Here is a 25,756-nt window from a genome sequence, read left to right as displayed (position 1 = left end):
TCTTTTATCAGTGGCGCAGCATTCACGAGCATGAAAGTAATCCTTGGCGAACAGCGGCGCCCGGAGATTACTCGTTCGGAGAAAAGGCCAACAAGGCCGAAAACCGAGTGAAAACACAGCTTGGGAAATAACCTACAGACCTTGCGGTAGTCTTCCGAATATTGCGCTTGTGAAGAACGTAAACGCCAAACGACAGGCGAAAAAAAGCCGCGCGAGTGCGCGGCTTTTTCATGTTTGGTGGGCCCACACGGACTTGAACCGTGGACCAAAGGATTATGAGTCCTCTGCTCTAACCAACTGAGCTATAGGCCCTCAGTAGGCCGCGGATTATAGCGACGGTTTCTCGGCTGTGCTATCCGAAAAATCCGATACGGCTATGCGAAGAAACGTCGCGGCGAATTCTTCGGGTGGCAGTGGCAGGCTGACGATGTAGCCCTGAATCTGTTCGCAGCCCTCGGCGGCGAGGAATTGTTGCTGGGCCTGGGTTTCCACGCCTTCGGCGATCACGGTGAATTGCATGCTGCGACCCAGGGCGATGATGGCGCGGACAATTGCCGCGTCGTGGGGGTCGTCGGGCAGGCCGCGAACGAAAGACTGGTCGATCTTGAGGATGTCCAGTGGCAGGCGCTTGAGATAACTCAGCGAGGAATAACCGGTGCCGAAGTCGTCGATAGCCAGTTGCACGCCGAGGTGCTTGAGCTGGTGCAACACCGCCAGCGCTTCTTCGGCCTGGCTCATGATGAAGTTTTCGGTAATTTCCAGTTGCAGTAATTCCGGCCGCAGGCGGTTGTCCTTGAGCAGTTGCTCGATGCGTCCCAGCAGGTTCGGCTGGCGCAGTTGTGCGCCGGCGAGGTTCACCGAGAGCGGGCCGAGGGATTCGTAAATCTGGCCCCACTCAAACATTTGCCGGCAGGCGGTCTCCAGCACCCAGTCGCCGATTTGCAGAATCATCCCGTTCTCTTCCGCCAGCGGAATGAAGTGCTCTGGCGGCACTTCGCCGAAATTCGGGTGGCGCCAGCGGATCAGGGCTTCGGCCCCGACGAGACTGTGATCGTCGAGGCTGATTTTTGGTTGGTAATAGAGGTACAGCTCCTCGCGCTCGATGGCCCGGCGAAGTTCGTGCTCCAGCGCCACACGCTCGCTGGCCTGGGCGGTGAGGTCGCGGGTGTAGCTTTCGACCCGGTTGCGGCCCTTGGCCTTGGAGCGGTACATCGCGGCGTCCGCGTTCTTGATCAGGGTCGCGACATCGCAGCCGTCTCGTGGGTAAAGACTGGTGCCGATGCTGGCGCTGATGAAGAACTCATGCTCACCGGCCTGGAATGGCGCGCCAAAGCAGTTCAGCAGTTTGGTGGCAATGTTGTCGGCATCACCGGGTTGTTGCAGGCCCGGCAACAGAATGATGAATTCGTCGCCACCCAGGCGCGCGACGGTGTCGATATCGCGCAGTTGCTCCTTGAGGCGCACGGCGATGCCCTTGAGCAGCAAATCGCCGACGGGGTGACCGAGGCTGTCGTTGATATGCTTGAAACGGTCGAGGTCGAGAAACAGTACTGCGCCCTGGCCGCCGTTTTCCTGCTGGCTGTTGAGTGCCGTCAACAGGCGACTTTCGAACAGCGTGCGGTTCGGCAGGCCGGTGAGCGGGTCGTGATGCGCCTGGTAGTCGAGTTTGGCCTGGGCGTGCTTGAGGCTGGAGATATCGGCGAACACCGCAACGAAGTGGGTGATGAACTTGTCGCGGTTGCGCACGGCGCTGATGGTCAGCCAGCTCGGGTACAGCTCGCCGTTCTTGCGCCTGTTGGAGATTTCGCCTTGCCAGTGACCTTCGTCGGTCAATTGATGCCACATCGCCGCGTAAAACGCGCTGTCGTGCAGGCCGGAGGCCAGCAGACGCGGGGTGTGTCCCAGCGCTTCGCTTTCGCTGTAACCGGTGATTTCGGTGAAGGCCCGGTTCACCGCGCTGATGTGTTGCTGGGTATCGGTAATCAGCACGCCTTCTGCGGTGCTCTCGAACACGGTCGCAGCCTGTTGCAGTTTTTCCTGCATCAGGTGGCGTTCGGTGATGTCTCGGGCGATGGTCAGCATGCAGTCTTCGTCGCCGATCGGCAGCGGACGACTGGACACCTCGCAGAGGCGGATCTGCCCGTCGCTGCGGCGGATGTGGCAGCTGAAGTCGCGAACGAATCCGTCGCGGTGCAGCAGGTCGAGCATTTGCTTGCGTTCGTTGAGGTTGACCCAGATACCCAGGTCCAGCGCCGAGCGATCCACCGACATGGCGCTGTTGAAGCCGGTGATGCGACTGAAACCTTCGTTGACCTCCAGCAACAGGCCATCACTCTGGCGCGACAGCAGCAGGCCGTCCGGCGACGCGTGGAAGGCCTTGGCGAACTTTTCTTCGGAGGTTTGCAGCTGCTGTTGGGTTTCCTTGAGCTGGGAGATGTCGCGCACGACCACAACCAGTGCCGGTGTGGTGTCGAGTTCGAACGGCTCGGCGGAAATCAGCCCGGTAAACACCTGGCCATTGTTGCGACGAAAGGGCATCTCCAGGTTGCGAATGCTGCCGGCCTGCAAGCGCTGGAGCAAGCCCGGACCGACTCCCGGAATGCCCCAGATATTGAGGTCGGTGGCAGTCTGGCCTATCACTTCTTCGGCCTTGAGCCCGATCTGTTCTTCAAACGCTTCGTTGACCTCCAGCAGGCAGCCGTCCGAGAGCCGGGCGATGACCAGAATGTCCGGGCATTGCTGGAATACCGAAGCGAACTTCTGTTCCGACAGGCGCAACGCCTCTTCAGTGCGCTTGGTTTCGCTGATGTCGATCATCAGGCCGCGCATTACCGGTTCGTGGCCGTGTTCGATCAGGCTGACGATGTCGCGCACCCACAAGCAACGGCCGTCGGCGGTGATCACCCGGTAATCGAGGCTGTGATCGCGTCCGGCCAGCACCTCGTGATCGCAGAAACTCTGGGCACGAGTCAGATCCGCCGGGTGAATGATGTTGCGCCAGAAGCCTGGAATCAGCCAATGAGATAACGGATAGCCGAGCAGATCTTCGGCGTGGGGCGAAACATAGCTGTAGGTGAAGTCGCTGATCCGCGCTTCCCAGGCGATGGCCGAGAGACTCTCCACCAGTCCGCGATAGTGGTATTCGCTGCTGCGCAGTTCCTGTTCCAGGTCGATGCGTCGGGCGATTTCCGAACTCAGGCGACGGTTGATGCGGATCACGACCGCCAGCACGATGACCAGAAGCGAGAGGCCCGGTAAGCCGTAAACCAGCAGATCCGACCAGAATGTCCGGTGATCGAGGACGTTGCCCACCCAGTGTTCCTGAATGCTGCTGACTTCCTCCGGGGACATGTCGGCCAGCACCTTGTCCAGAATCCCCACCAGCATTTTGTTGTCCCGAGGGACGCCCATCGCCAGTTGGTAGCGATAGGGGGTCTCGCCGCTGACGTATAAGCCGTCGAGCTTGAGCTGGCGCAGGCTCCAGACGCTGGAGGCCAGGTCGCCGACCACGGCGTCCACTTCATCGGTGGCCAGGGCCTGCAATGCGGAACTCACGTTGGGCATCGCCACCAGGTTAAGGTCGGGATGATGAGTGCGCAGCAGCTCATGGGGTGCATAGTTTTCCACTACGGCGATTTTCAGGCCGTAGAGATCCTCGAGCTTGCGCGGCTGCGGGCCGCCGACGTGGGCGAGGATGACGATCGGAAAGTCGAGGTAAGGGCGGGTGAATGACAGGTAACTCTGGCGTTCCGGGGTGGACATGATGCCCGGAAGCAGGTCGATCGTGCCGTTTTTCGCCTGTTCGAGCACTACGGTCCAGCTCACCGGCTCGATGGGGGTGAGTTTGATCGCCAGGCGTTGACGAATCACATCGATATAGTCCGCTGCCAGGCCCTGATAGCGGTTCTGGTCGTCGCGGAACTCGAAGGGTGGCCACGACGCATCGACACCCAGGCGCAAGTCCGGGTGAGCCGCCAGCCAGCTACGTTCTTCATCGGTCAGAGTCAGCGCGTCAGCCGTTGCGGTCCAGATCATCAGTGACAGCAAAAAAAGCACGGACGCCAGTCTGGGCATAACGGTCTCGTTATGGCTCGGGGGAATGTTTCGAGTGTAGACGGGCTGTGCGCGGGGGAGGGCGGTGCGAGGTATTTAATCTGCTGTAAAAACAAAACCCCCGGCCTGGGCCGGGGGTTCTGGTGTTACTCGTCGAGGAAGGAGCGCAGATGCTCGCTTCGCGTCGGGTGGCGCAGCTTGCGCAGCGCCTTGGCTTCGATCTGACGGATCCGCTCACGGGTCACGTCAAACTGTTTGCCGACTTCTTCGAGCGTATGGTCGGTGTTCATGTCGATACCGAAACGCATGCGCAGTACCTTGGCTTCACGGGCAGTAAGGCCGGACAGCACTTCGCGGGTCGCTTCTTTCAGGCTCTCAACAGTGGCGACATCGATTGGCGACTGCATGGTCGAGTCTTCGATGAAGTCACCCAGATGGGAGTCTTCGTCATCACCGATCGGGGTTTCCATGGAGATCGGCTCTTTGGCGATCTTCAATACCTTGCGGATCTTGTCCTCAGGCATTTCCATGCGTTCACCCAGCTCTTCCGGGGTCGGTTCGCGACCCATTTCCTGCAACATCTGCCGGGAAATACGGTTGAGCTTGTTGATCGTCTCGATCATGTGCACCGGAATACGGATGGTGCGAGCCTGGTCGGCGATCGAGCGAGTGATCGCCTGACGGATCCACCAGGTGGCATAGGTCGAGAACTTGTAACCACGACGGTATTCGAACTTGTCCACCGCTTTCATCAGACCGATGTTGCCTTCCTGAATCAGATCGAGGAATTGCAGGCCACGGTTGGTGTACTTCTTGGCGATGGAGATCACCAGACGCAAGTTCGCTTCAACCATCTCTTTCTTCGCGCGGCGGGCCTTGGCCTCACCGATCGACATGCGACGGTTGATGTCCTTGATCTCGGCGATGGTCAAACCGGTCTCGGTTTCCAGTGCGGTCAGCTTCTGCTGGCAACGGATGATGTCCGGTTGCACGCGGGCAATGGCTTCGGCGTACTTGCTCTTGCCTTTGGCCAGGGCGTCGGACCAGCTTTCGTCGACTTCGTTGCCAGGGAACTGACGCAGGAAGTCGGCGCGCGGCATACGTGCATCACGTACGCACAATTGCATGATCGCGCGCTCTTGCTGACGCAGACGATCCAGGGCACTGCGAACACGCTCGACCAGGGCTTCGAATTGCTTCGGCACCAGTTTGATCGGCATGAACAGCTCGGCCAGGGCCAACAGTTCGGCAATTGCCGCCTTGTTGTGACGACCGTGCTTTTTCAGGGCCTTGCGGGTGATTTCCATCTGGTCGGCCACGGCGCCGAAGCGCTGTGCGGCAATGACCGGATCCGGACCGCTTTCGGCTTCTTCTTCGTCATCGGAAGCTTCGGCGTCATCGTCCTCGGAATCGTCATCCGCTTTCGCGGCCTTCGCGTCGATCGGCGGCGGCACTTCGGCGGCAGGCGGCGTAATGCCGTCGTCCGGGTCGATGTAGCCGCTCAGAACGTCGGACAGGCGACCACCCTCGGTGGTGACGCGAGTGTACTCGGAGAGAATGTGGTCAACCGTGCCAGGGAAGTGCGCGATGGCGCTCATCACTTCACGGATGCCCTCTTCGATACGTTTGGCGATTTCGATTTCGCCTTCACGAGTCAGAAGCTCGACCGTACCCATTTCACGCATGTACATGCGCACCGGGTCAGTGGTGCGACCGATATCGGTCTCCACCGCCGCCAACGCAGCGGCTGCTTCTTCCGCAGCGGCCTCGTCGGTATCGGCGTCGGCCAGCATAAGGGCGTCCGCATCCGGAGCACTCTCGTGTACGGGGATCCCCATGTCGTTAATCATGCGGATGATGTCTTCCACCTGCTCCGGATCTGAAATATCCTCGGGCAGGTGGTCGTTGACCTCGGCGTAAGTCAGATACTTCTGCTCACGACCCAGTTTGATCAACTCAATAATACGAGACTGCTGTTGCGCTTTTCCGGACATAACACCCTATCCACTGAAGGTCTTGGCGGGCAAAAAACAAGCCGAGGATTATACCTGAGCTATGACCTCACGCGCCAGTTGAGGTCGGGTTTGATGCGGAAACATTGCGACTTAAAAGGTCGCGCAGTTGATTTTTCTCTTCGGCACTCAGTTCGCTTTGACGCGCTTTCCTGAGCAGTTGTTCCAGATTTCGCTCGCGTTGGCGGGCTGACAAGCTAGTAATGGTGTCGAAAAACTGTTGTTCAAGGTTGTCTCCGTCAATCAGCCATTCCTTTTCCGCCAATGCCTTTAACAGGCGACCCTGTTCGGTTCCGTGCCATCGCGCGATCAACTGAAATGAGTTTAGCTTGGGATTCTTCTGTACGGCTTCGAGCAGTGCCACCAGCAGTTGTGCGTTGGTCTGGTTCTCGTCCGCGAAGTGCCCGGCGTCTTCGACTTTTTCCGCCAGCTGAGGGTGATGCAACAAGGTCCTCAGAGCGGCCAGAGTCGGTGGTTCGACGGCGGCCGGCACACGTGGGGTGCGGGGCTGGTCTCGATCGCCGCCACGCTTGCCATTCTTGTCCCACGGTTTCTTGTCCCATTTCTTGCCGCCGGCACCGGATTTCTTTGGCGTCCATTCCTGCTGCGGCACGTACATGTCCTGTGCCTGCGGCTGATGGTAGTCGCTGTAGTCCGGCATGGCGTCGTAATCGATGCCCGGGTCGTAGGCTGGCGGCGCTTCCTGCGGAGCGCTCTGGGCCAGCTGACTGACGCTTTCGCTGCTCAGGCCGGTGATTTCGGTGAGGCGCTGACGCATCAGAATGCGCAGGTTGGCGCCGGGAACCTTGTCGATCAGCGGTGCCGCGAGCGTGGCCATATGGGCCTTGCCCTCGAGCGAGCGCGGGTCGGCTTCTTCGGTGAGTTGCTGGAAGAAGTAGTCCGCCAGCGGTTGTGCATGCTGATTGATCCGGGCGCGGAAGGCGTCAGTGCCTTCGGCGCGAATCAGCGTATCCGGGTCTTCGCCTTCGGGCAGAAACAGGAAGCGTGCGCGGCGTCCGTCCTGCAGGCTGGAGAGTGTTGCTTCCAGTGCGCGCCAGGCAGCGTTGCGGCCGGCCTGGTCACCGTCGAAACAGAACAACACGTTCGGCACGACGCGAAACAGACGTTTGAGGTGTTCTTCGCTGGTGGCGGTGCCCAGTGTCGCGACAGCGTTGCGCAGGCCTTGCTGGGCGAGGGCGATGACGTCCATATAGCCCTCGACGACGATGATTTCGTCGAGGTTGCGATTGTTCTTGCGGGCTTCATACAGGCCGTAGAGTTCCTGGCCTTTATGGAAAACCGGAGTTTCCGGCGAGTTCAGGTACTTTGGCTTGTCGTCGCCGAGCACCCGTCCGCCGAAAGCGATAATCCGTCCACGGGTGTCGCGGATCGGGAACATCACGCGGTCGCGGAAGCGGTCATAGCGTTTGCCGGTTTCGGCGTTCTCGATCAGCAGGCCGGCGTCGATCATGGCTTTCTGCTGCAAGGTGTCGCTGCTCAAGTGTTTGAACAGGTTGTCCCAGCCCGGCGGTGCGAATCCGAGACCGAAGTCTCGGGCGATTTCGCCGGTCAGGCCGCGCCCCTTGAGGTAGTCCACCGCTGCCTTGCGTGCCGGGTGGCTCTTGAGTGCCTGCCGATAAAAGTCGGCTGCGGCAGTCAGTAACGGATATAGCGGTGAATCGGTCGGCTGGCGCGGTTTGCTCGAGCGACCGCCTTCCTCGCGTGGGACTTCCATGCCGGCGGCTTTGGCGAGGTCTTCGACGGCCTGGGGGAAGTCCAGGTTGTCGTGATCCATCAGAAAGCCGAGGGCGTTGCCGCCAGCGCCGCAGCCGAAGCAGTAATAGAACTGCTTGTCGGGGCTGACGCTGAACGACGGGGTTTTCTCTTTATGGAACGGGCAGCAGGCGGTGTAGTTTTTGCCGGCCTTCTTCAATTGCACGCGCGAGCTGACCACGTCGACGATGTCGGTGCGGTTCAGAAGGTCGTCAATGAAGCTCTGGGGAATCAGCCCGGCCATGGCGTTCTCGTCTGCGCTGTAATGGATCCGATGCGAAAGGCAGCCGGACGCGGGTCATTGAGTGATGCGCGCACAAAGGGCTGCTCGACCGGTGTCGTTTGCGTAATCGCTGTCGGGAAGTGTATCTGCCGAAAATCCACTGACGTTAGTACTCATCAGTCTTCGACTATTCGAAAATGTTGCGCTGAATCCGCTGACGGCCTGTAATCGGCCTCGGATAGCTCATGAAGCGGGCACGCAAGCAGGTGCCTTGGGCTGATCGTCGTAAGAGGAATCAGTGGGTGTGCTCGTCAGTAGCCTTGAAAGGCTCGTCAGAAAAGACGTGCACCGCTGGCAAAAGAGCCAGGCCTGACGCGGTGAAGCGGGTTTGTCTCGGTCGCATCTGCGGCTTCGACGGTGAAGCATCAAGCGTTTTACGCAAATGCCATTAGCCCGGCTGAGGGCCGGGCTTGGCAGAAGCTTGCTACGATCGTCTGTGTATTAGTACAGACGAACGGCGCGGCGCTGTTCGCGCTGAACTTTCTTGGCGTGACGCTTAACAGCAGCAGCTGCCTTGCGCTTACGCTCAGAAGTTGGCTTCTCGTAAAATTCGCGGCTACGAACTTCAGCCAGTACACCGGCTTTTTCGCAGGAGCGCTTGAAACGACGCAGAGCTACGTCGAAGGGTTCGTTCTCTTTAACTTTGACGGCTGGCATCCAGAGCTACCTTCATTCATTACCGGGGTCAACATCCTCGCGGCAAAAGAGCACTTGAAGACGTCGGTTTTTAAGGGTTGCGGATGTTAACCCCTCATCGCTCGGAATGCAAAGCCTCTGATCGAAAACCGCTGGTCGGGGCATCACGCGGCGACTATTATGCGCGCCTTCGAATTCAGCCTAAACAAGGCGCAAACCCATGCTAGTACTGGGATTAGAAACTTCCTGCGACGAAACCGGCGTCGCTTTGTACGACAGCGAACGCGGCCTGCTGGCCGACGCGCTGTTCAGTCAGATCGACCTGCACCGCGTCTATGGCGGCGTGGTGCCGGAGCTGGCCTCACGCGATCACGTCAAGCGCATGCTGCCCCTGATTCGTCAGGTGCTGGCCGAGGCCGACTGCGTGCCAACCGAGATCGACGCCATCGCCTACACCGCGGGTCCTGGCCTGGTCGGGGCGCTGCTGGTGGGTGCGTCATGCGCCCAGGCGCTGGCGTTTGCCTGGGGTATTCCGGCGCTAGGCGTGCACCACATGGAAGGCCACTTGCTGGCGCCAATGCTGGAGCCGAAACCGCCGGAATTCCCGTTCGTCGCTTTGTTGGTCTCCGGTGGTCATACGCAGCTGGTTCAGGTCGATGGCATCGGCCGATACAGCCTGCTCGGCGAGACGCTGGACGATGCCGCGGGCGAAGCTTTCGACAAGACTGCAAAAATGATGGGCCTGAATTATCCGGGCGGACCGGAAATCGCCAAGCTGGCAGAGAAGGGCGTCGCAGGGCGTTTCACCTTCCCGCGTCCGATGTGTGATCGCCCGGGCCTGGATTTCAGCTTCAGCGGCCTGAAGACCTTCGCCCTCAATACCTGGCAGCAGTGCGTCAGTGCCGGGGACGACAGCGAGCAAGCCCGTTGCGACATCGCGCTGGCGTTCCAGCAGGCCGTGGTGGAGACTTTGACCATCAAGTGCAAGCGTGCCCTGAAGCAGGCCGGCATGAAGCGTCTGGTGATCGCCGGCGGCGTCAGTGCCAACAAGGCGTTGCGTGTTTCGCTGGAGAAAATGCTCGGCGACATGAAGGGCGATGTGTTCTATGCCCGTCCCGAGTTTTGCACCGATAACGGCGCGATGATCGCGTTTGCCGGCTGCCAGCGTTTGCAGGCCGGTCAGCAGGAAAGTCTGGCGATCAGCGTGCAGGCGCGCTGGCCGATGGAGCAACTGTCGGCGCTGTGATGAGCGGCGCTCATGTGCGGTATTTAAAAATGCCGTTCGCGCCCGGCGAACAGGTCGCGTAGATTGCCCCGGTGGCGCCAGACGATCAGCAGGGTCAGCGTGCTCATCGGCAACAGCGCTGCCGGTTCCTGCCAGGCCAGCAACGGCAGGGTCAGGGGGGTGGCGATCAACGCTGCCAGCGAGCTGGTGCGGGTCAGGTAGAACGTCAGCAGCCAGGCGCACACGGCCAGCAGCGCTGCGGGTGGATACAGGCCCAGCAGCATGCCGGCCGCCGTGGCGACGCCCTTGCCGCCGCGAAAGCGGAAGTACAACGGGAACAGGTGACCGATCACGGCGCAGACGCCGATCCACGCCTGATCCTGCAGCGAAAGGCCCATTGCCGAAGCGATCAGCACCGGCAGCAGGCCTTTGCACAGATCACCCAGCAGGGTCAGTATCGCGAGTTTGCGGCCGGCCAGGCGCAGCATGTTGGTGGCACCGGCATTGCCCGAGCCACTCATTCGCGGATCCGGATTTCCGGTCAGGCGGCTGAGCAAAATGGCGAAGGACAGAGAGCCGAGCAGGTAGGCGAGGATCGCCAGTAACCAAAACATGCTAACTATTCCGGGCGAGGACGCCCTGATTCTAACGGCGCATTGCGCCCTTGTCGTGCAGCGGAGAAAAGTGCTTGGACAGAGTGTTTATCGAGGGCCTGGAAGTCGACACCGTGATCGGTGCCTACGACTGGGAGCGCGGCATCCGACAGTGCCTGCGTCTTGATTTGAGCTTCGCCTGGGACAATCGCCCGGCTGCCGCCGGTGACGACCTGACCCTGGCGCTCGATTACGCCAGTGTGTCCACGCGGATCCAGGCTTTTGCCGAGCAATCCCAGTATCAACTGGTCGAGACCTTCGCCGAGCGTCTGGTTGAAGTGCTGATGAATGAATTCAAGATCACCTGGGTGCGCCTGAAGCTGACCAAGCCAGGTGCCGTACCGGCCGCCAAGGGTGGTGTGGGTGTGGAGATCGAGCGCGGATGTCGCTGACTCAGGTCTATCTCGGGCTCGGTAGCAATATCGAGCGCGAAACCCATTTGCAGGCCGGCCTGGATGCCTTGTCCACGTTTCTGGTGGATATTCGCTGTTCGCCTGTGTTCGAAAGCCAGCCGGTGGGGATCAAGAGCGGACCGTTCTTTAACTTCGTGGTGGCGGCTTTGACCGATCTGCCGTTGATCGAACTGGATCGCCGCTTGAAGTTCATTGAAGCGGACAACGGTCGCTATGCGCCGGATCGCAAGGGCTTGCCGCTGGATATCGACGTGTTGTTGTACGGCGATCTGGCCGGCAACTTCGACGGGCTGATCCTGCCTCGTGCGGAAATTCTGAAGAATGCTTTTGTGCTGTGGCCGCTGTCTTTGATTGCGCCGGATCGGGTGCATCCCGGTGTAGGAAAAAGCTTTGCCACATTGTGGGCCGAGGCGCAGATCGATCAGGTGCTGGCACCGGTCGGATTTGAGTGGCGCGGTACTCAGCTCACGCCTTCAGATCTTTCTTGAACAGTCTGATCCGCCCTCCCGAGGGCGGATCAGGTGTTTTCAGGACGACGCCGATTCCTTGTAAGCCTTCAACGCCTTGAGTCGTTCGCGCTTGAGCGCCTCGCCCAGTTCCGGGCCTTTGAATCCCTTCTCCAGCAACGGCTGAACCGCCACACCGCGCGCCACATCGGCCGCGCCTCGCAGGTAATCCGCCTGTGGATAACTGCGCTGCTCAAGTCCTTTTCGGCCTCGGGCATCCATCTCGCAGGCGACGATAAATTCTTCGAAACGCTGTGGTCGGCGGTAAACGTCGAAGCTTTGCAGCAACTCGAGCAAAGTCGAAGCTTTCAACTCCAGGGCGCGATGCCCGTGGGTGTGATATTGACCGACCAGCAAGGCCAGCTCCTGACAGTCCTTCGGTGCCTTGAAGCGTTCGTTGACCGCTTTGATCAACTTCAGGCCTTTGTGCTCATGAGCGATGTGTCGCGGCCATTCCTCCTCTGGAGTCAGCCCTTTGCCCAGGTCGTGCAGCAGGCAGGCCCAGCGCACGGTCAGCGGTTGCTTGTGCAGGGCTGACTGCTCAAGCACGCTCAGTGTGTGAATGCCGCTGTCGATTTCCGGGTGATGGGCTTCCGGCTGCGGCACGCCGAACAAGGCATCGACCTCAGGCATCAACACTTTCAAAGCGCCGCAATCGCGCAGCACCTGAATGAAGACTTGGGGCTGTTCTTCCATCAGTGCGCGGGAAATCTCTTTCCAGCTGCGTTCAGCGGTCAGGGCTTCCAGTTCCCCCGATTCGCTGAGCTGGCGCATCAGCTCCAGGGTCTCGGGCGCTACCTTGAAACCCAGCTCCGCGTAACGGGCGGCAAAGCGCGCAACACGCAGAACCCTGAGCGGATCTTCGGCAAACGCGGGGGAAACGTGACGCAGAACCCGGTCTTCGAGGTCGCGCTGGCCGTGGTAGGGGTCGGTCAGGTTTTGCTCGTCGTCCTCGGCCATGGCGTTGATCGTAAGGTCACGGCGGATCAGGTCTTCTTCAAGCGTAACCTCGGGGCTGGCGTGAAAGGTGAAACCGCCGTAACCGCGACCGCTCTTGCGCTCGGTGCGGGCGAGTGCGTACTCCTCGCCGCTTTTCGGGTGAAGAAAAACCGGGAAATCCGCACCGACCGGGCGAAACCCCTTGGCAAGCATTTCTTCCGTAGTCGCGCCGACCACCACCCAGTCGATATCGGTGACCGGTTTGCCCAGCAGGCGATCACGAACTGCACCGCCGACCTTGTAAATCTGCATAAAAAACCTCCGTTGGCCCGACAGGATAACCCTTGCGCCGGACTTTCGGAGGCCTGAACGGGATCAAAGATGAATGACGGCCAGGTCGAGTCGACCGTAATCCCCCTCGTTGTGTTCGCTGCGGGGCGGAACATGATGGGTCTTCATGATCTGGTCGCCCTGCAGGGTCTCCAGATGAATGTCGAAGCCCCACAGCCGGTGCAGGTGTTTTAGGACCTCCTCGGTGGAATCGCCCAGCGGTTTGCGGTCGTGTTGCTGGTGGCGCAGGGTCAGCGAGCGATCGCCGCGGCGGTCGATGCTGTAGATCTGCACGTTCGGTTCGCGGTTGCCCAGGTTGTATTGCGCTGCGAGCGTTTCGCGAATGATCCGGTAGCCGCCCTCGTCATGGATCGCGGGCACCAGCAGGTCGTCCTTCTGATCATCATCGAGAATGCTGAACAGCTTGAGGTCGCGGATCACCTTGGGTGACAGGTACTGCAGGATGAAACTCTCATCCTTGAAGCTGCTCATGGCGAACTTGATGGTCGACAGCCAGTCGCTGCCGGCGATTTCCGGGAACCAGCGGCGGTCTTCCTCCGTGGGTTCTTCGCACATGCGCCTGATGTCGCGATACATCGCAAAGCCCAGCGCATACGGGTTGATGCCGTTGTAATAAGGGCTGTCGAACCCCGGCTGGAACACCACGCTGGTGTGGGACGTCAGGAACTCCATCATGAAGCCGTCGGTCACCAGGCCTTCGTCGTACAGGTCGTTCATCAACGTGTAGTGCCAGAACGTCGCCCAGCCTTCGTTCATCACCTGGGTCTGGCGCTGTGGATAGAAATACTGGGCGATCTTGCGCACGATCCGCACGATCTCCCGTTGCCAGGGCTCCAGTAGCGGGGCGTGTTTCTCGATGAAATACAGGATGTTCTCCTGCGGTTCGGCCGGGAAGCGTGCGTTGTCCTTGTCGCTGTACTTGTCAGCGCCTTTGGGAATGGTGCGCCACAGGTCGTTGATCTGCTTCTGCAGGTGTTCTTCGCGATCCTTCTGCCGACGTCGCTCTTCCTCGGCGGAAATCGGGTACGGACGTTTGTAGCGGTCGACACCGTAGTTCATCAGGGCGTGGCAGGAGTCCAGCAGATCCTCCACGGCATCAATCCCGTGGCGCTCCTCGCACTGCATGATGTACTGCTTGGCGAACACCAGGTAGTCGATGATCGAGCTGGCGTCGGTCCAGGTGCGAAACAGGTAGTTGCCCTTGAAGAAGCTGTTGTGGCCATAGCACGCGTGCGCAACCACCAGTGCCTGCATGCAGATGGTGTTTTCTTCCATCAGGTACGCGATGCACGGGTCCGAGTTGATCACGATCTCGTACGCCAGCCCCATCTGCCCGCGGCTGTAGGATTTCTCGGTGCTGAGGAAGTGTTTGCCGTAGGACCAATGGTGATAGCCCAGCGGCATGCCGACCGAAGCGTAGGCGTCCATCATTTGTTCGGCGGTGATCACTTCGATCTGGTTGGGGTAGGTATCCAGGGCATAGCCGGCCGCGATACGGGCGATTTCGCGGTCGTACGTCTGGATCAGCTCGAATGTCCATTCCGAGCCGGTGGAAATGGGTTGGCGCTTCTGCTCTTTGGCGGTCTTGGCGGTCATGTCGCTAACCTGCGCTGGAAGAGTTCACGGAAGACCGGATAGATATCCCCGGCCGAGACCAGTTGCTGCTGGGCAAAAGTGTCGGAAAAAGCTTCGGCGATGCGCTCGTACTCGTACCACAGGGCCTGATGTTCGCGCGGGGTGATCTCCACGTAAGTGTAGTACTGCACGAACGGCATGATCTGGTTGATCAGGATGTCGCGGCAGATCGGCGAGTCGTCGTTCCAGTTGTCGCCGTCGGAAGCCTGGGCGGCGTAGATGTTCCATTCATTGCTCGGATAGCGCTCGGCCATGATCTCCTGCATCAGTTTCAGGGCGCTGGAAACGATGGTGCCGCCGGTCTCGCGGGAATAGAAAAACTCCTCTTCGTCCACTTCCCGGGCACTGGTGTGGTGGCGGATGAACACCACGTCGATTTTGTCGTAGTTCCGCTTGAGGAACAGGTACAACAGGATGAAAAACCGTTTGGCGATGTCCTTGGTCGCCTGGGTCATGGAGCCGGAAACGTCCATCAGGCAGAACATCACGGCTTTCGAGCTGGGGTTCGGCTGCTTGATCAGCAGGTTGTACTTGAGGTCGAAGGTATCGAGGAAGGGCACCCGGTGGATGCGTGCACTGAGTTTCTCGATTTCGGCCTCGAGTTCCTGAATATCGCCGAAGTTATCCGGTTCTTCGCGTTTCAGTCGCGCCAGCTCCTCTTTGACCTCGCGTAGTTTCGCGCGACTGCTGCCCGACAGGGCAATACGTCTTGCGTGGGCGGAACGAAGGGTACGGATGATGTTGATCCGCGACGGGTTGCCCTCGTTGCTGATCCCCGCGCGTACGGTCTTGAAAGTGTCCGTGCCGGTCAGGTTGCGCTTGACCAGGTTGGGCAATTCGAGATCCTCGAACATGAATTCGAGGAATTCTTCCTGGGTGATCTGGAAGACGAACTCGTCCATGCCTTCGCCGGAGTTGCCTGCCTTTCCAGGTCCACGACCACCACCGCCGCCCGGCGGACGGGCGATGTGTTCACCTGCGGTGAATTCCTTGTTGCCGGGGTGAACCACGGTCTGCTTGCCGCCGCGACCATGGTGAAGCACCGGTTCATCGATATCGCGACCGGGAATGCTGATCTGCTCGCCGTGCTCCATATCGGTGATGGAACGCCGGCTGACCGCCTCTTCGACAGCCTTCTTGATGTGGTCACGGTAACGCCGCAGGAAGCGCTGACGGTTCACCGTGCTCTTGTTCTTGCCATTGAGACGTCGGTCGATCACATAGCTCATAGGCCCCTCCGGGGAGCTTCAAGTCGTAAGCTTCAAGCTGCAAGCGAAAACGCCTCAGATCCCGAAGTGGGGACTTATCCGCCGTTCGCTTGCAGCTTGTTGCTAGAAGCTTGCAGCTGCCTCACTGCGATTTTCTGACCCGCAGATACCACTCGGAGAGCAGTCGTACCTGTTTGTCGGTGTAGCCGCGTTCGACCATTCGTGTAACGAAGTCGTTGTGTTTCTGTTGATCCTCTTTGCTGGCCTTGGCGTTGAAGCTGATGACTGGCAGCAGGTCTTCGGTGTTCGAGAACATTTTCTTCTCGATGACCACCCGCAGTTTTTCGTAACTGAGCCAGGTCGGATTCTTGCCGTTGTTGTTGGCCCGGGCGCGCAGTACGAAGTTGACGATTTCGTTGCGGAAATCCTTCGGATTGCTGATGCCGGCCGGTTTTTCGATTTTTTCCAGCTCCTCGTTGAGGGCGACGCGGTTGAGGATCTCGCCGGTTTCCGGATCGCGGTATTCCTGATCCTGAATCCAGAAGTCCGCATACAGCACGTAGCGGTCGAAAATGTTCTGGCCGTACTCGCTGTAAGACTCGAGGTAAGCGGTCTGGATCTCCTTGCCGATGAATTCGATATAACGCGGTGCCAGGTACTCTTTCAGGTAACGCAGGTAACGCTCGCGGGTCTCGGCCTGGAACTGTTCCTGTTCGATCTGCTGTTCCAGCACATAGAGCAGGTGAACCGGGTTGGCGGCGATTTCATGCGGATCGAAGTTGAAGACCTTGGACAGGATCTTGAACGCGAACCGGGTCGACAGACCGTTCATGCCTTCGTCGACGCCCGCTGCATCGCGGTATTCCTGAATCGACTTGGCCTTCGGATCGGTGTCCTTGAGGTTTTCGCCGTCATACACGCGCATCTTCGAATAGATATTGGAGTTTTCCGGCTCCTTCAGGCGTGAAAGCACAGTGAACTGGGCCAGCATCTTCAGGGTGTCCGGCGCGCAATGGGCTTTGGACAGGGAGCTGTTGAACAGCAGCTTGTCGTAGATCTTCACTTCGTCACTGACGCGCAGGCAGTACGGCACCTTGACGATGTAGATCCGGTCGATGAAGGCTTCGTTGTTCTTGTTGTTGCGGAAGGTGTGCCACTCCGATTCGTTGGAGTGGGCCAGCAGAATCCCGGTGAACGGGATCGCGCCCAGGCCTTCGGTACTGTTGTAGTTGCCTTCCTGGGTGGCGGTCAGCAGCGGGTGGAGCACCTTGATCGGTGCCTTGAACATTTCGACGAATTCCATCAGGCCCTGGTTGGCCCGGCACAGCGCACCGGAGTAGCTGTAGGCGTCGGCGTCGTTCTGCGGGAATTCTTCGAGTTTGCGGATATCGACCTTGCCCACCAGCGCGGAGATGTCCTGGTTGTTTTCGTCACCCGGTTCGGTCTTGGCCACGGCGATCTGGTTGAGGATCGACGGGTACAGCTTGACCACGCGGAACTGGCTGATGTCGCCGCCGAATTCGGCCAGGCGCTTGGTGGCCCATGGCGACATGATGGTGTTCAGATAGCGCCGTGGAATGCCGAAGTCTTCCTCGAGGATCGCGCCATCTTCGGTGGCGTTGAACAGACCCAGGGGCGATTCGAATACCGGCGAGCCCTTGATGGCATAGAAGGGCACTTTTTCCATCAGTTGTTTCAGCTTCTCGGCCAGGGACGATTTACCGCCGCCGACAGGGCCGAGCAGATAGAGGATCTGTTTCTTTTCTTCCAGGCCCTGAGCGGCATGGCGGAAATACGACACGATCTGGTCGATGCATTCTTCCATCCCGTGGAAGTCTTCAAAGGCCGGATAGCGGCGGATCACCTTGTTGGAGAAGATTCGCGACAGCCTCGAATTGGTCGAGGTGTCGAGCAGTTCCGGTTCTCCGATGGCCATTAAAAGACGCTCGGCGGCGGAAACGTAGGCACTGCGATCCTTTTTGCACAGTTCCAGGTACTCCTGCAGGGAGAATTCTTCCTGGCGTGTGGATTCGAAGCGTTGTTGGAAGTGGCTAAAGATACTCATGACGTCACCTCGCTCGATACGTGGAGCCGACGCCGGATCACTCAGTCGATGCTGGCAAGCAGCCGCGATGGCAGCTGTTGTTTACCCCCCAGAACCCTTCCACGATCGACAATCGCGGAAGTCACTCCCGATGACCCGTGCGCCGGTGTACCGGCTCTCCCCTGTTTTGGATGGCCTGGGCTTAAGGATAGTTGGGAATTCGGGAGGTAAAGGCGAGATACGTAATTAGTTGTCTCAGACCGTTCGTCTGCTACCGCGCAGACCCACGGCAGCCGGGGCCTGCACGTTACAAAAAAATTATTCGGAGGTGCCTTGCGCGGTTTCCGTAGGAAAAGTCGTACGCCACAGTTCAAAGCCGCCGTCCATGCTGTAGACGTCGGAAAAGCCCTGGCTCACGAGATACGCCGCGGCACCTTGGCTTGAGTTGCCGTGGTAGCAGACCACGACCGTGGGGGCATCGAGGTCTGCGCCCTGGATGAAGGCGTGAAGGGAGTGATTATCCAGGTGCTTCGAGCCGCTGATGTGCAGTGCGGCAAATGTTGCCGGGTCACGGACGTCGACGACCACGGCACCTTGCTCGCGCAGGGTCTGGGCCTGTTCCGGGGGGATACGTTTGAATTCGCTCATGGCGGGCTCCTGTGGCTCGGCTGAAAACGCAGTCTAGCGCGGGGCGCTGACGGGAGAAGATTCGGTGATCAATGGTGCGACGGTGGGCAGGACGGCCCCGTGTTCGTCGCATTTGCATGACAGGCGTTCGCCACTGTCGACATTCATCAGGGTCAGGCTGCCGCCCCACACGCAACCGGTGTCGAGGGCAGAAATACCGGGTTCCTGGACGTTGCCTTCCAGCGCCGCCCAGTGACCGAAAATGATCCGCAGGCCACGGGTCTTGCGTTCCTTGTGCTGGAACCAGGGTTTGTAGCCCGGCGGCGCGGTATCGAGGCCTTCCTTGCTCTTGAGGTCGAGCTTGCCTTCGGCGGTACAGAAACGCATGCGGGTGAAGTAATTGGTGATGACTCGCAGACGCGTCACGCCTTTGAGGTCGCTGTCCCATTTCGCCGGCTCGTTGCCGTACATGCCGTCGAGGAAGGGCGAAAGCAGGTTGTCGTCACGCAGCGCGGTCTCGACTTCCTCAGCGTACTTGAGCGCTTTGCGCAGCGACCATTGCGGCGGGATGCCCGCATGCACCATGGCCACTTCGCGCTGCTCGTCGTAATGCATGAGTTTTTGCTGGCGCAGCCACTCCATCAGTTCGGCGCAGTCCGGCGCTTCAAGGATTTCACGCAGCGTGTCGGACTTTTTCATGCGCTCGATGTTCTTCGCCGCCGCCAGCAGGTGCAGATCGTGATTGCCGAGGACGCAGACCAGCGAGTCGCGCATGCCATAAAGGAAGCGCAGGGTTTCCAGCGACTGCGGGCCCCGATTGACCAGATCGCCGACCAGCCACAGGCGATCGAGGGTCGGGTCGAACGCGACCTGCTTGAGCAGGCACTTGAGCGGTTCGAGGCAGCCTTGCAGGTCGCCGACGGCATAAGTCGCCATCAGTGCAGGGCTCCGGGAACGGCGAGGCGGAAGGGCTTGATGATTGCGTCGAAATGCTTGCCGTCGTCGGCGACCATTTCGTAAGTGCCTTGCATGGTGCCGACTTTGGTGGTCATCACTGTGCCGCTGCTGTAGGTGTGACTTTTGCCAGCGCCGATCAACGGTTGCTGGCCAACCACGCCGGCGCCTCGCACTTCTTCGACATGCCCGTCGCCATCGGTGATGACCCAGTGCCGCGACATCAGGCGGGCCGGTTGTTCGCCGTTGTTCTGCACGGTGATGGTGTAGGCGAAGGCAAAGCGCTCGTGCTCGGGTTGCGATTGGTCTGCCAGATAGTGGGTAACGACACTGACATCGACCTGGTAGCGAGGATCGGACATGCAAAAGGCCTTAAAAACGAAGCGGGACGCGGGGCTTAGCTGATCGGATTCAGTCTAGGCAAGTATCGGGCAGTAGACCAGAGTTGGCGTCCCGCCCGATAGCGATGATTGCTTGTCAGTCGGCTTCAGGCGCTTTCGCCGGCTGCTCGGCGAGCTTGTCGGCCAGGCGCACGAACGCGGCCAGATCGAGTTGCTCCGGTCGCAGGCTGCCATCGACGCCGGCGGCTTCGATTTCGGCATTGCTCAGCAGTTGCTTGAGGGTGTTGCGCAGGGTCTTGCGGCGCTGGTTGAAGGCTTCACGCACCACACGCTCGAGCAGGCGATGATCCTTGGCTGGGTGCGGCAGCACCGCGTGCGGCACCAGACGGACGATCGCCGAGTCGACTTTCGGCGGCGGATTGAACGCACCCGGGCCGACGTTGAACAGGTGTTCGACCCGGCAATGGTACTGAACCATGATCGACAGACGGCCCCAATCGCCGCCACCGGGGCCTGCGGCCAGACGCTCGACCACTTCCTTCTGCAGCATGAAGTGCATGTCGCGGATGATTGAGGCATTGTTCAGCAGGTGGAAAATCAGCGGCGTGGAGATGTTGTACGGCAGGTTGCCGACCACGCGCAGGCTGTTCGGCGCAGCGTTCAGGCTGTTGAAGTCGAACTTCAGTGCATCGCCCTGATGCAGGTTGAAATTGCTCTTGCCGGCGAACTGCTGGTTGAGGATCGGGATCAGGTCCTTGTCCAGCTCCACCACGTCGAGTTGCGCGCCGGAGTTGAGGATGCCGGCGGTCAATGCGCCCTGGCCCGGGCCGATTTCCAGCATCCGGTCGTCAGGCTTGGCGCTGATGGAGCGCAGGATGCGGTCGATGACGCCGGCATCGTGCAGGAAATTCTGGCCAAAGCGTTTGCGCGCCTTGTGTTGGTATTGCTCGGTCATAAACGGGTCTCGGCCATCTGGTAGGCGGTTTCCAGGGCGACCTGCAGGCTGCCGGTGTCGATCTTGCCGCTACCGGCCAGATCCAGGGCGGTGCCGTGGTCGACCGAAGTGCGGATGATCGGCAGGCCCAGGGTCACGTTGACCGCTGCGCCGAAGCCTTTGTACTTCAGCACGGGCAGGCCCTGGTCGTGGTACATCGCCAGCACTGCGTCGCAGTGCTCCAGATATTTGGGGGTAAACAGAGTGTCGGCAGGCAGCGGGCCACGAAGGTCCATGCCCTCACCGCGCAGGCGCTCCAATGTGGGTTCGATGATGTCGATTTCTTCATGGCCCAGGTGTCCGCCTTCGCCAGCGTGCGGGTTGAGTCCGCAGACCAGGATGCGCGGTTGGGCGATGCCGAATTTTTGGTGCAGATCGGCGTGCAGAATTCGCGTGACCCGTTCCAGCCGCTCCGGCGTGATCGCATCGGCGATCTCGCGCAGGGGCAGGTGAGTGGTGACCAGCGCCACGCGCAAACCGCGGGTAGCGAGCATCATCACGACCTGGGCAGTGTGGGTCAGGTCGGCAAGGAATTCGGTATGGCCGGAAAAGGCGATGCCCGATTCGTTGATCACGCCCTTGTGCACCGGGGCGGTGATCATCCCGGCGAAGTCGCCGTTCAGACAGCCATTGCCGGCGCGGGTCAGGGTTTCAAGGACGAATGCGGCGTTGGCCTTGTCCAGTTGCCCGGCGACCACGGGGGCGCTGAGTGGGGTGTCCCAGACATACAGGCTGCTGGCCGGCGCCGGAGCGTCCGGCCAGTTGCCCGGTGCGACTTCCAGCAGACTGACGGCCAGCCCCAGCTGCTCGGCCCGCTCTTGGAGCAGGTCGCGGCTGGTGATGGCAATCAGGGGGTGTGGCTGGGCTTGCGAGGCGAGCAGCAGGCAAAGGTCGGGACCGATGCCGGCCGGTTCGCCGGGTGTCAGCGCGAAACGCTTGGGTTTCACTGCGCTGCCTGGTCTGCACCAGGGAGTTTGATCTCTACGTACGCTTCGTCACGGATCTGACGCAGCCAGGTCTGCAGCTCTTCGTCGTATTTGCGGTTACGCAGTACGGTCATTGCCTGCTGCTCGCGAGCCTGTTCGGTGCTGTCAGTGGCGCGACGGCCGAGGACTTCCAGAACGTGCCAGCCGTACTGGGTCTGGAACGGCTTGGACAGCTGACCTTGCGGGGACTTGGCCATCACGGCGCGGAATTCCGGTACCAGTGCGTTCGGGTCGATCCAGTTCAGGTCGCCGCCGTTGAGAGCAGAACCCGGGTCTTCCGAATACTTTTTGGCCAGTTCAGCGAAATCTTCGCCGGCTTCGATACGGTTGTAGAGCGACTGGGCCAGTTCCTTGGTCTTGGCTTCGTCACGAACCGGACTAGGCTTGACCAGAATGTGGCGCACATGTACTTCGTCGCGCATCTGGCTCTCGCCACCGCGCTTTTCCAGCAGCTTCAGGATGATGAAACCACCCGGGGTGCGTGCCGGTTGAGTGATGTCGCCAGGCGTCATGCTGCTCAGCTCGCGGTCGAACGGCGGTGGCAGTTGAGCGGCTTTACGCCAGCCCATATCGCCGCCTTCGAGGGCGTTGTCACTGGCGGAGTTGGCTACGGCCATCTGGCCGAAGTCAGCACCTTGCTTGAGTTGCTGATACACCTCCATCGCCTTGCGTGCAGCACTCTGAATCGCTTCGGAGTTGGCGCTTTCCGGGGTCGGAATCAGGATGTTGGCCAGGTGCAGTTCTTCGGACAGTTGCATCTTGCCCAGGTCGGAGGCGAGGAAGTTCTTCACTTCCTGTTCCGATACCTGAATGCGCTCAGCCACGCGACGCTGACGGACACGGCTGATGACCATTTCACGACGGATCTGCTCGCGGGCATCTTCATAAGAGAGACCGTCACGAGACAGGGCGACGCGGAACTGGTCCGGGGTCATGTTGTTGCGCTGGGCAATGGTGCCGACTGCCTGGTTCAGCTCTTCATCGGTGATACGGATGCCGGAGCGCTCGCCGATCTGCAGTTGCAGATTCTCGACGATCAGGCGCTCGAGCACCTGTTGATCCAGTACGCCCGGAGGCGGCAGACCGCCGCCGCGTTTGGCGATGGTTTGCTGAACTTCGTGGACGCGTTGATCCAGCTGGCTCTGCATGACCACGTCGTTGTCGACGATGGCCACCACTTTATCGATGGACTGCACCGCGGCGTTGGCCGCGGTACCCAGGAACAGCGCGCCCAGCATCAGCGGGCGCAGACAATCAGAAAGCTTGGTCTTCACGTTGACGATAACCTTGGATGCCTTTGTCGAGGAAGCTCTCTACCTTGGCGCCGGTGAGGCCGCCGAGTCCCTTCAGAACAATTTGGAGGAAGACGCCGTGGTCGCCTTTTTCGTTTTGCGGAGCTTCCTGACTGAATTCATCGTAGGAAACCCAGTAACGGTTGATCAGGCGCAGTTTCCAGCAGCAGTTGTCGTACTCGAAACCACCGAAGGCTTCCAGTGTACGGTTGCGGTTGTAGTCGTACTGCCAGCGGCTGATCGCGCTCCACTGTGGAACGATCGGCCAGATGACCGAGAAGTCATGCTGCTGGATCTTGTAGTAGTCCTTCACGTAGCCAGGCTGGCCAGGCGTGCCGTAGTCACCACCACCCACCGACCATTTACCGGTGTTCTGGTCGTAGCGGACCTGGTCGTTGCGATAGCGATAGCCGACGTTGACCACCTTGTTCGGGTTGTCTTCAGGCTGATAGTGGAACATCGCGCTGCCGGAACGCGGGCTGCGGCTGTCCGGGTCCCAGTTGTAGTCGGCAGTGGTGCGCCAGTCGCGGTTCCAGCGGTATTCGTACTCCAGCGCGTATGGCGAGACGCTGGATCTGGCGTCGTCGCGATCGTTGAACGCGATACCCGGGAGTTGAACCTTGCGGTCCTTGAAGTACAGCGCCTGGCCGACGCTGATGCGTTGACGCTCGAATCCGTCATCTTCGATCCAGCGGCTGGTCACGCCCAGCGAGAGTTTGTTCTCGTCGCCGACACGGTCGGAACCGGAGAAGCGGTTGTCGCGGAACAGCGAGGCGTAGTTGAAGGTGTACTCGCTGGTGTCGAATACCGGAATGTCTTCCTGGTCCACCTCAGGTACATAGAGGTAGAACAAACGTGGTTCCAGCGTCTGGCGGTAGTTCTTGCCAAAGTAGGATGTGTTGCGGTCGAAGTACAGGCCGCCGTCAACGCTGGCGATGGGCACGCCGCGACTCTGGTTGCTGTCGAAGGTGCCGTCGAGCTTGTTTTGTTCTGCGGTCTGGTTGGCAATTTGCGATTTGCCGGTCCCGTCCAGGTCCAATTGATACTGGGTGTATTGATACTTGAGCGATGGCTTCAAGAATCCGTAAGTCCAGTTCATTGGCAGGCTGACACCTGGCTTCAGGTTCAGGCGATCACCGTTGGCGCGGGCCAGACCAATCACATTGGTGTCCAGCCGTGGTGCGGAAGTACCGTCTTCGTTGATGAAGTCGCCGTTTTTCAGATCACGATCGAAACGGACGATCTCGGTCTCGTAGTCGAAATTCAGACCTTCGGGGTGATACGGCAGCTGACCATTGAAGGTGATCTGCGGCAGGCGGTCATACGGTGTGATGTTCGATACGGTTGCCAGCTGGTACGCCTGGGCGTTCAAACGGGCGGTGTAGCTGTCGCCGCGATAGGTGACCGAGCCCTGCTGGTTCACGTAGTCGGCACTTTTCACGCCAATCTGGTCGGTCTGCAGATCCTGGAAGTAGTACGGATCGCTGATCTTGGTGTAGTCGACCTGGGTGAACACGCGGGAGTCGAGACCACCCTTGTGCTGCCAGTTGTACATGTAGCGATTCTTTTGGTAGTCGGTCTGTTTGCTGCGCTCGGTTTCCTCGTCGTTGAGGTACGCCGCACCGAACTGACCTTCGCTGGACTTGGTGAGGTAACGGAATTCGCCTTCCATCAACAGACCGCGTTTGGCCATGTAGCGTGGATACAACGTGGCGTCGTAGTTCGGTGCCAGGTTGAAGTAGTACGGGGTCACCAGCATGAAGCCGGTGTCGCTGCCGGTGCCGATGGTCGGCGGCAGGAAGCCCGACTGACGACGATCGTCGATCGGGAAGTAGATGTACGGCGTGTACAGGACAGGAATGTCCTTGACCCGCAGTGTCACGTTGGTCGCGGTACCGAAACCGGTGGCAGGGTTCAGGGTGATGTTGTTGCCCTTGAGCTGCCACGCATTGCTGTTCGGTTCGCACGTGGTGTACGTGCCGTCCTTCAGACGGATGATCGCGTTTTCGGCACGCTTGGCGTACAGCGCGTTACCGCGGATGCGCGACTTGTGCATCACGTATTCGGCGTTGTCGACCTTGGCTTCACCGGTGTCCAGCTGCACATCGGCGTGGTCGCCGACGATCAGCGCACCGTTGTCGCGAATGCGCACGTTGCCCGCCAGTTCACCACGGCTTTCGGCCTGATACAGGTTGGCCTCGTCGGCCTCGACCTGCATGCTGCCCTGACGCATGACCACGTCACCGGCCAGACTCGCAACCTGCGAATCCTGCTGATAACGCGAAGCCTTGGCGCCGATGAAGGTCGGAGCGTCACTTTTATTCGTCTTGTCATTCATGCCAGGACGAATCGGTTCGATATAGGAACCAGAGCAGTAAGGACCGGTCTCGGCCAGTTGGGCGGCGGTGAGCTTCTCGCGCGGAACCCAGTCGAGGTGACTGTAGTCTTCGCTACGGGATTTCAGGCCGCGGCCCTTGGACTCGGTAACCAGTACCGGCTTGGGCCCGGACTCCGCAGTGGAGCCGCTCTCGGCCGCGGCTTCGCCAGCAGCACTGACGGCACTGCCGTCATGCACCGGACGCGGCGGCAAGGCAGCGGCCGGCGTCTTCGGCGAGCAGGCCCAGCCACCCGTTGCCGAGACGGCGCAGTCATACTGCTCGGCGGCAACAACGAATGAACTGGCCAGAGGTTGCATAGCCAGCAGACTGCCGGTTACCAACAACGGAAATTTTTTACGAAACGCGGGGGATTTCAATGCCATCTTATTAGTCCGGGCTTCCTGCGTGCCATCTGCCCGCGGTGTGGGCCGCACGCCTCTCGATGGTCTGAAA

19 protein-coding genes and 1 tRNA gene are annotated in these 25,756 nt (G+C 59.9%); 3 read left to right on the top strand and 17 right to left on the bottom strand.

Annotated elements, in window-relative coordinates; translation table 11 throughout:
* Window positions 1–235 precede the first annotated feature (235 nt).
* The 5 genes from IHQ43_RS26550 to rpsU form a co-directional block, all read right to left on the bottom strand.
* Window positions 236–312 (bottom strand) — tRNA-Ile (locus tag IHQ43_RS26550).
* A 15-nt stretch (window positions 313–327) separates the two neighbouring features.
* Window positions 328–4,074 (bottom strand): bifunctional diguanylate cyclase/phosphodiesterase, encoded by a 3,747-nt coding sequence (locus IHQ43_RS26545; RefSeq protein ID WP_192562621.1) that lies wholly within the window; start codon window positions 4,072–4,074, stop codon window positions 328–330.
* A gap of 125 nt (window positions 4,075–4,199) precedes the next feature.
* A complete protein-coding gene (rpoD, locus tag IHQ43_RS26540; RefSeq protein ID WP_011336219.1) occupies window positions 4,200–6,047 on the bottom strand; it encodes an RNA polymerase sigma factor RpoD in 1,848 nt (615 codons plus the stop codon).
* A 67-nt stretch (window positions 6,048–6,114) separates the two neighbouring features.
* Entirely contained in the window at window positions 6,115–8,082 is a 1,968-nt protein-coding gene (gene dnaG / locus IHQ43_RS26535; protein WP_192562620.1) for a DNA primase, read from the bottom strand.
* 480 nt (window positions 8,083–8,562) lie between these two features.
* Window positions 8,563–8,778: a 30S ribosomal protein S21 gene (gene rpsU / locus IHQ43_RS26530; protein WP_002551877.1), complete on the bottom strand. Its 216-nt coding sequence runs from the start codon at window positions 8,776–8,778 to the stop codon at window positions 8,563–8,565.
* A 199-nt stretch (window positions 8,779–8,977) separates the two neighbouring features.
* On the opposite strand from rpsU, the gene tsaD reads away from it, so the two are divergent.
* Complete coding sequence (gene tsaD, locus IHQ43_RS26525) at window positions 8,978–10,003, top strand: tRNA (adenosine(37)-N6)-threonylcarbamoyltransferase complex transferase subunit TsaD (protein WP_192562619.1); 1,026 nt, start codon at window positions 8,978–8,980, stop codon at window positions 10,001–10,003.
* A gap of 23 nt (window positions 10,004–10,026) precedes the next feature.
* Here tsaD and plsY read toward each other — a convergent pair whose 3' ends face one another.
* On the bottom strand, window positions 10,027–10,596 hold the full coding sequence (plsY, locus tag IHQ43_RS26520) for a glycerol-3-phosphate 1-O-acyltransferase PlsY (protein WP_007959895.1): 570 nt from the start codon (window positions 10,594–10,596) through the stop codon (window positions 10,027–10,029).
* 74 nt (window positions 10,597–10,670) lie between these two features.
* Here plsY and folB point away from each other — a divergent pair, with 74 nt between their 5' ends.
* Together folB and folK are read left to right on the top strand one after the other, a co-directional pair.
* On the top strand, window positions 10,671–11,027 hold the full coding sequence (folB, locus tag IHQ43_RS26515; RefSeq protein WP_011336216.1) for a dihydroneopterin aldolase: 357 nt from the start codon (window positions 10,671–10,673) through the stop codon (window positions 11,025–11,027).
* Window positions 11,018–11,536 (top strand): 2-amino-4-hydroxy-6-hydroxymethyldihydropteridine diphosphokinase, encoded by a 519-nt coding sequence (folK, locus tag IHQ43_RS26510; protein WP_192562618.1) that lies wholly within the window; start codon window positions 11,018–11,020, stop codon window positions 11,534–11,536. Before folB ends, folK begins: the two co-directional genes overlap by 10 nt.
* 39 nt (window positions 11,537–11,575) lie before the next feature.
* On the opposite strand, the gene IHQ43_RS26505 is transcribed toward folK, so the two are convergent.
* The 11 genes from IHQ43_RS26505 to IHQ43_RS26455 all read right to left on the bottom strand — a co-directional run bounded on the left by IHQ43_RS26505 (window position 11,576) and on the right by IHQ43_RS26455 (window position 25,686).
* Window positions 11,576–12,805 carry a multifunctional CCA addition/repair protein gene (locus IHQ43_RS26505; RefSeq protein WP_192562617.1) on the bottom strand — a complete coding sequence of 410 codons (1,230 nt, stop codon included), beginning with the start codon at window positions 12,803–12,805 and terminating at the stop codon, window positions 11,576–11,578.
* A 63-nt stretch (window positions 12,806–12,868) separates the two neighbouring features.
* Window positions 12,869–14,440 (bottom strand): SpoVR family protein, encoded by a 1,572-nt coding sequence (locus tag IHQ43_RS26500; RefSeq protein WP_192562616.1) that lies wholly within the window; start codon window positions 14,438–14,440, stop codon window positions 12,869–12,871.
* Window positions 14,437–15,708, bottom strand: a complete 1,272-nt coding sequence (locus IHQ43_RS26495; protein ID WP_192562615.1) for a YeaH/YhbH family protein — start codon at window positions 15,706–15,708, stop codon at window positions 14,437–14,439. Before IHQ43_RS26495 ends, IHQ43_RS26500 begins: the two co-directional genes overlap by 4 nt.
* Window positions 15,709–15,829: 121 nt before the next feature.
* Window positions 15,830–17,752, bottom strand: coding sequence for a PrkA family serine protein kinase (locus IHQ43_RS26490; protein ID WP_064599839.1), 1,923 nt, complete (start codon window positions 17,750–17,752; stop codon window positions 15,830–15,832).
* A gap of 297 nt (window positions 17,753–18,049) precedes the next feature.
* Window positions 18,050–18,379, bottom strand: coding sequence for a thiosulfate sulfurtransferase GlpE (gene glpE, locus IHQ43_RS26485; RefSeq protein ID WP_192562614.1), 330 nt, complete (start codon window positions 18,377–18,379; stop codon window positions 18,050–18,052).
* A gap of 33 nt (window positions 18,380–18,412) precedes the next feature.
* Window positions 18,413–19,294, bottom strand: a complete 882-nt coding sequence (locus IHQ43_RS26480; protein ID WP_192562613.1) for a symmetrical bis(5'-nucleosyl)-tetraphosphatase — start codon at window positions 19,292–19,294, stop codon at window positions 18,413–18,415.
* The gene (gene apaG / locus IHQ43_RS26475) at window positions 19,294–19,674 is read right to left on the bottom strand and encodes a Co2+/Mg2+ efflux protein ApaG (RefSeq protein ID WP_064380341.1); all 381 of its coding nucleotides are present in this window, start codon (window positions 19,672–19,674) and stop codon (window positions 19,294–19,296) included. Before apaG ends, IHQ43_RS26480 begins: the two co-directional genes overlap by 1 nt.
* Window positions 19,675–19,789: 115 nt before the next feature.
* Window positions 19,790–20,608 carry a 16S rRNA (adenine(1518)-N(6)/adenine(1519)-N(6))-dimethyltransferase RsmA gene (gene rsmA, locus IHQ43_RS26470; RefSeq protein ID WP_192562612.1) on the bottom strand — a complete coding sequence of 273 codons (819 nt, stop codon included), beginning with the start codon at window positions 20,606–20,608 and terminating at the stop codon, window positions 19,790–19,792.
* A complete protein-coding gene (pdxA, locus tag IHQ43_RS26465) occupies window positions 20,605–21,594 on the bottom strand; it encodes a 4-hydroxythreonine-4-phosphate dehydrogenase PdxA (protein WP_192562611.1) in 990 nt (329 codons plus the stop codon). Before pdxA ends, rsmA begins: the two co-directional genes overlap by 4 nt.
* Window positions 21,591–22,907: a peptidylprolyl isomerase SurA gene (gene surA, locus IHQ43_RS26460; protein WP_192562610.1), complete on the bottom strand. Its 1,317-nt coding sequence runs from the start codon at window positions 22,905–22,907 to the stop codon at window positions 21,591–21,593. The genes pdxA and surA overlap by 4 nt, the downstream gene beginning before the upstream one ends.
* Window positions 22,888–25,686, bottom strand: a complete 2,799-nt coding sequence (locus IHQ43_RS26455; protein ID WP_192562609.1) for an LPS-assembly protein LptD — start codon at window positions 25,684–25,686, stop codon at window positions 22,888–22,890. The genes surA and IHQ43_RS26455 overlap by 20 nt, the downstream gene beginning before the upstream one ends.
* Window positions 25,687–25,756: the final 70 nt, after the last annotated feature.

It is taken from the genome of Pseudomonas gozinkensis (genome assembly GCF_014863585.1).
In the GTDB taxonomy this organism is placed as follows: Bacteria; Pseudomonadota; Gammaproteobacteria; order Pseudomonadales; family Pseudomonadaceae; genus Aquipseudomonas; species Aquipseudomonas gozinkensis.
This window is presented reverse-complemented; position numbering and strand designations above follow the sequence as displayed.

Bases quoted from the DNA above. Each gene is read 5' to 3' on its own strand.
- IHQ43_RS26545 (WP_192562621.1), bottom strand. From the start codon at position 4,074: ATGCCCAGACTGGCGTCCGTGCTTTTTTTGCTGTCACTGATGATCTGG.
- rpoD (WP_011336219.1), bottom strand. From the start codon at position 6,047: ATGTCCGGAAAAGCGCAACAGCAGTCTCGTATTATTGAGTTGATCAAA.
- dnaG (WP_192562620.1), bottom strand. From the start codon at position 8,082: ATGGCCGGGCTGATTCCCCAGAGCTTCATTGACGACCTTCTGAACCGC.
- rpsU (WP_002551877.1), bottom strand. From the start codon at position 8,778: ATGCCAGCCGTCAAAGTTAAAGAGAACGAACCCTTCGACGTAGCTCTG.
- tsaD (WP_192562619.1), top strand. From the start codon at position 8,978: ATGCTAGTACTGGGATTAGAAACTTCCTGCGACGAAACCGGCGTCGCT.
- plsY (WP_007959895.1), bottom strand. From the start codon at position 10,596: ATGTTTTGGTTACTGGCGATCCTCGCCTACCTGCTCGGCTCTCTGTCC.
- folK (WP_192562618.1), top strand. From the start codon at position 11,018: ATGTCGCTGACTCAGGTCTATCTCGGGCTCGGTAGCAATATCGAGCGC.
- IHQ43_RS26505 (WP_192562617.1), bottom strand. From the start codon at position 12,805: ATGCAGATTTACAAGGTCGGCGGTGCAGTTCGTGATCGCCTGCTGGGC.
- IHQ43_RS26500 (WP_192562616.1), bottom strand. From the start codon at position 14,440: ATGACCGCCAAGACCGCCAAAGAGCAGAAGCGCCAACCCATTTCCACC.
- IHQ43_RS26495 (WP_192562615.1), bottom strand. From the start codon at position 15,708: ATGAGCTATGTGATCGACCGACGTCTCAATGGCAAGAACAAGAGCACG.
- IHQ43_RS26490 (WP_064599839.1), bottom strand. From the start codon at position 17,752: ATGAGTATCTTTAGCCACTTCCAACAACGCTTCGAATCCACACGCCAG.
- glpE (WP_192562614.1), bottom strand. From the start codon at position 18,379: ATGAGCGAATTCAAACGTATCCCCCCGGAACAGGCCCAGACCCTGCGC.
- IHQ43_RS26480 (WP_192562613.1), bottom strand. From the start codon at position 19,294: ATGGCGACTTATGCCGTCGGCGACCTGCAAGGCTGCCTCGAACCGCTC.
- apaG (WP_064380341.1), bottom strand. From the start codon at position 19,674: ATGTCCGATCCTCGCTACCAGGTCGATGTCAGTGTCGTTACCCACTAT.
- rsmA (WP_192562612.1), bottom strand. From the start codon at position 20,608: ATGACCGAGCAATACCAACACAAGGCGCGCAAACGCTTTGGCCAGAAT.
- IHQ43_RS26455 (WP_192562609.1), bottom strand. From the start codon at position 25,686: ATGGCATTGAAATCCCCCGCGTTTCGTAAAAAATTTCCGTTGTTGGTA.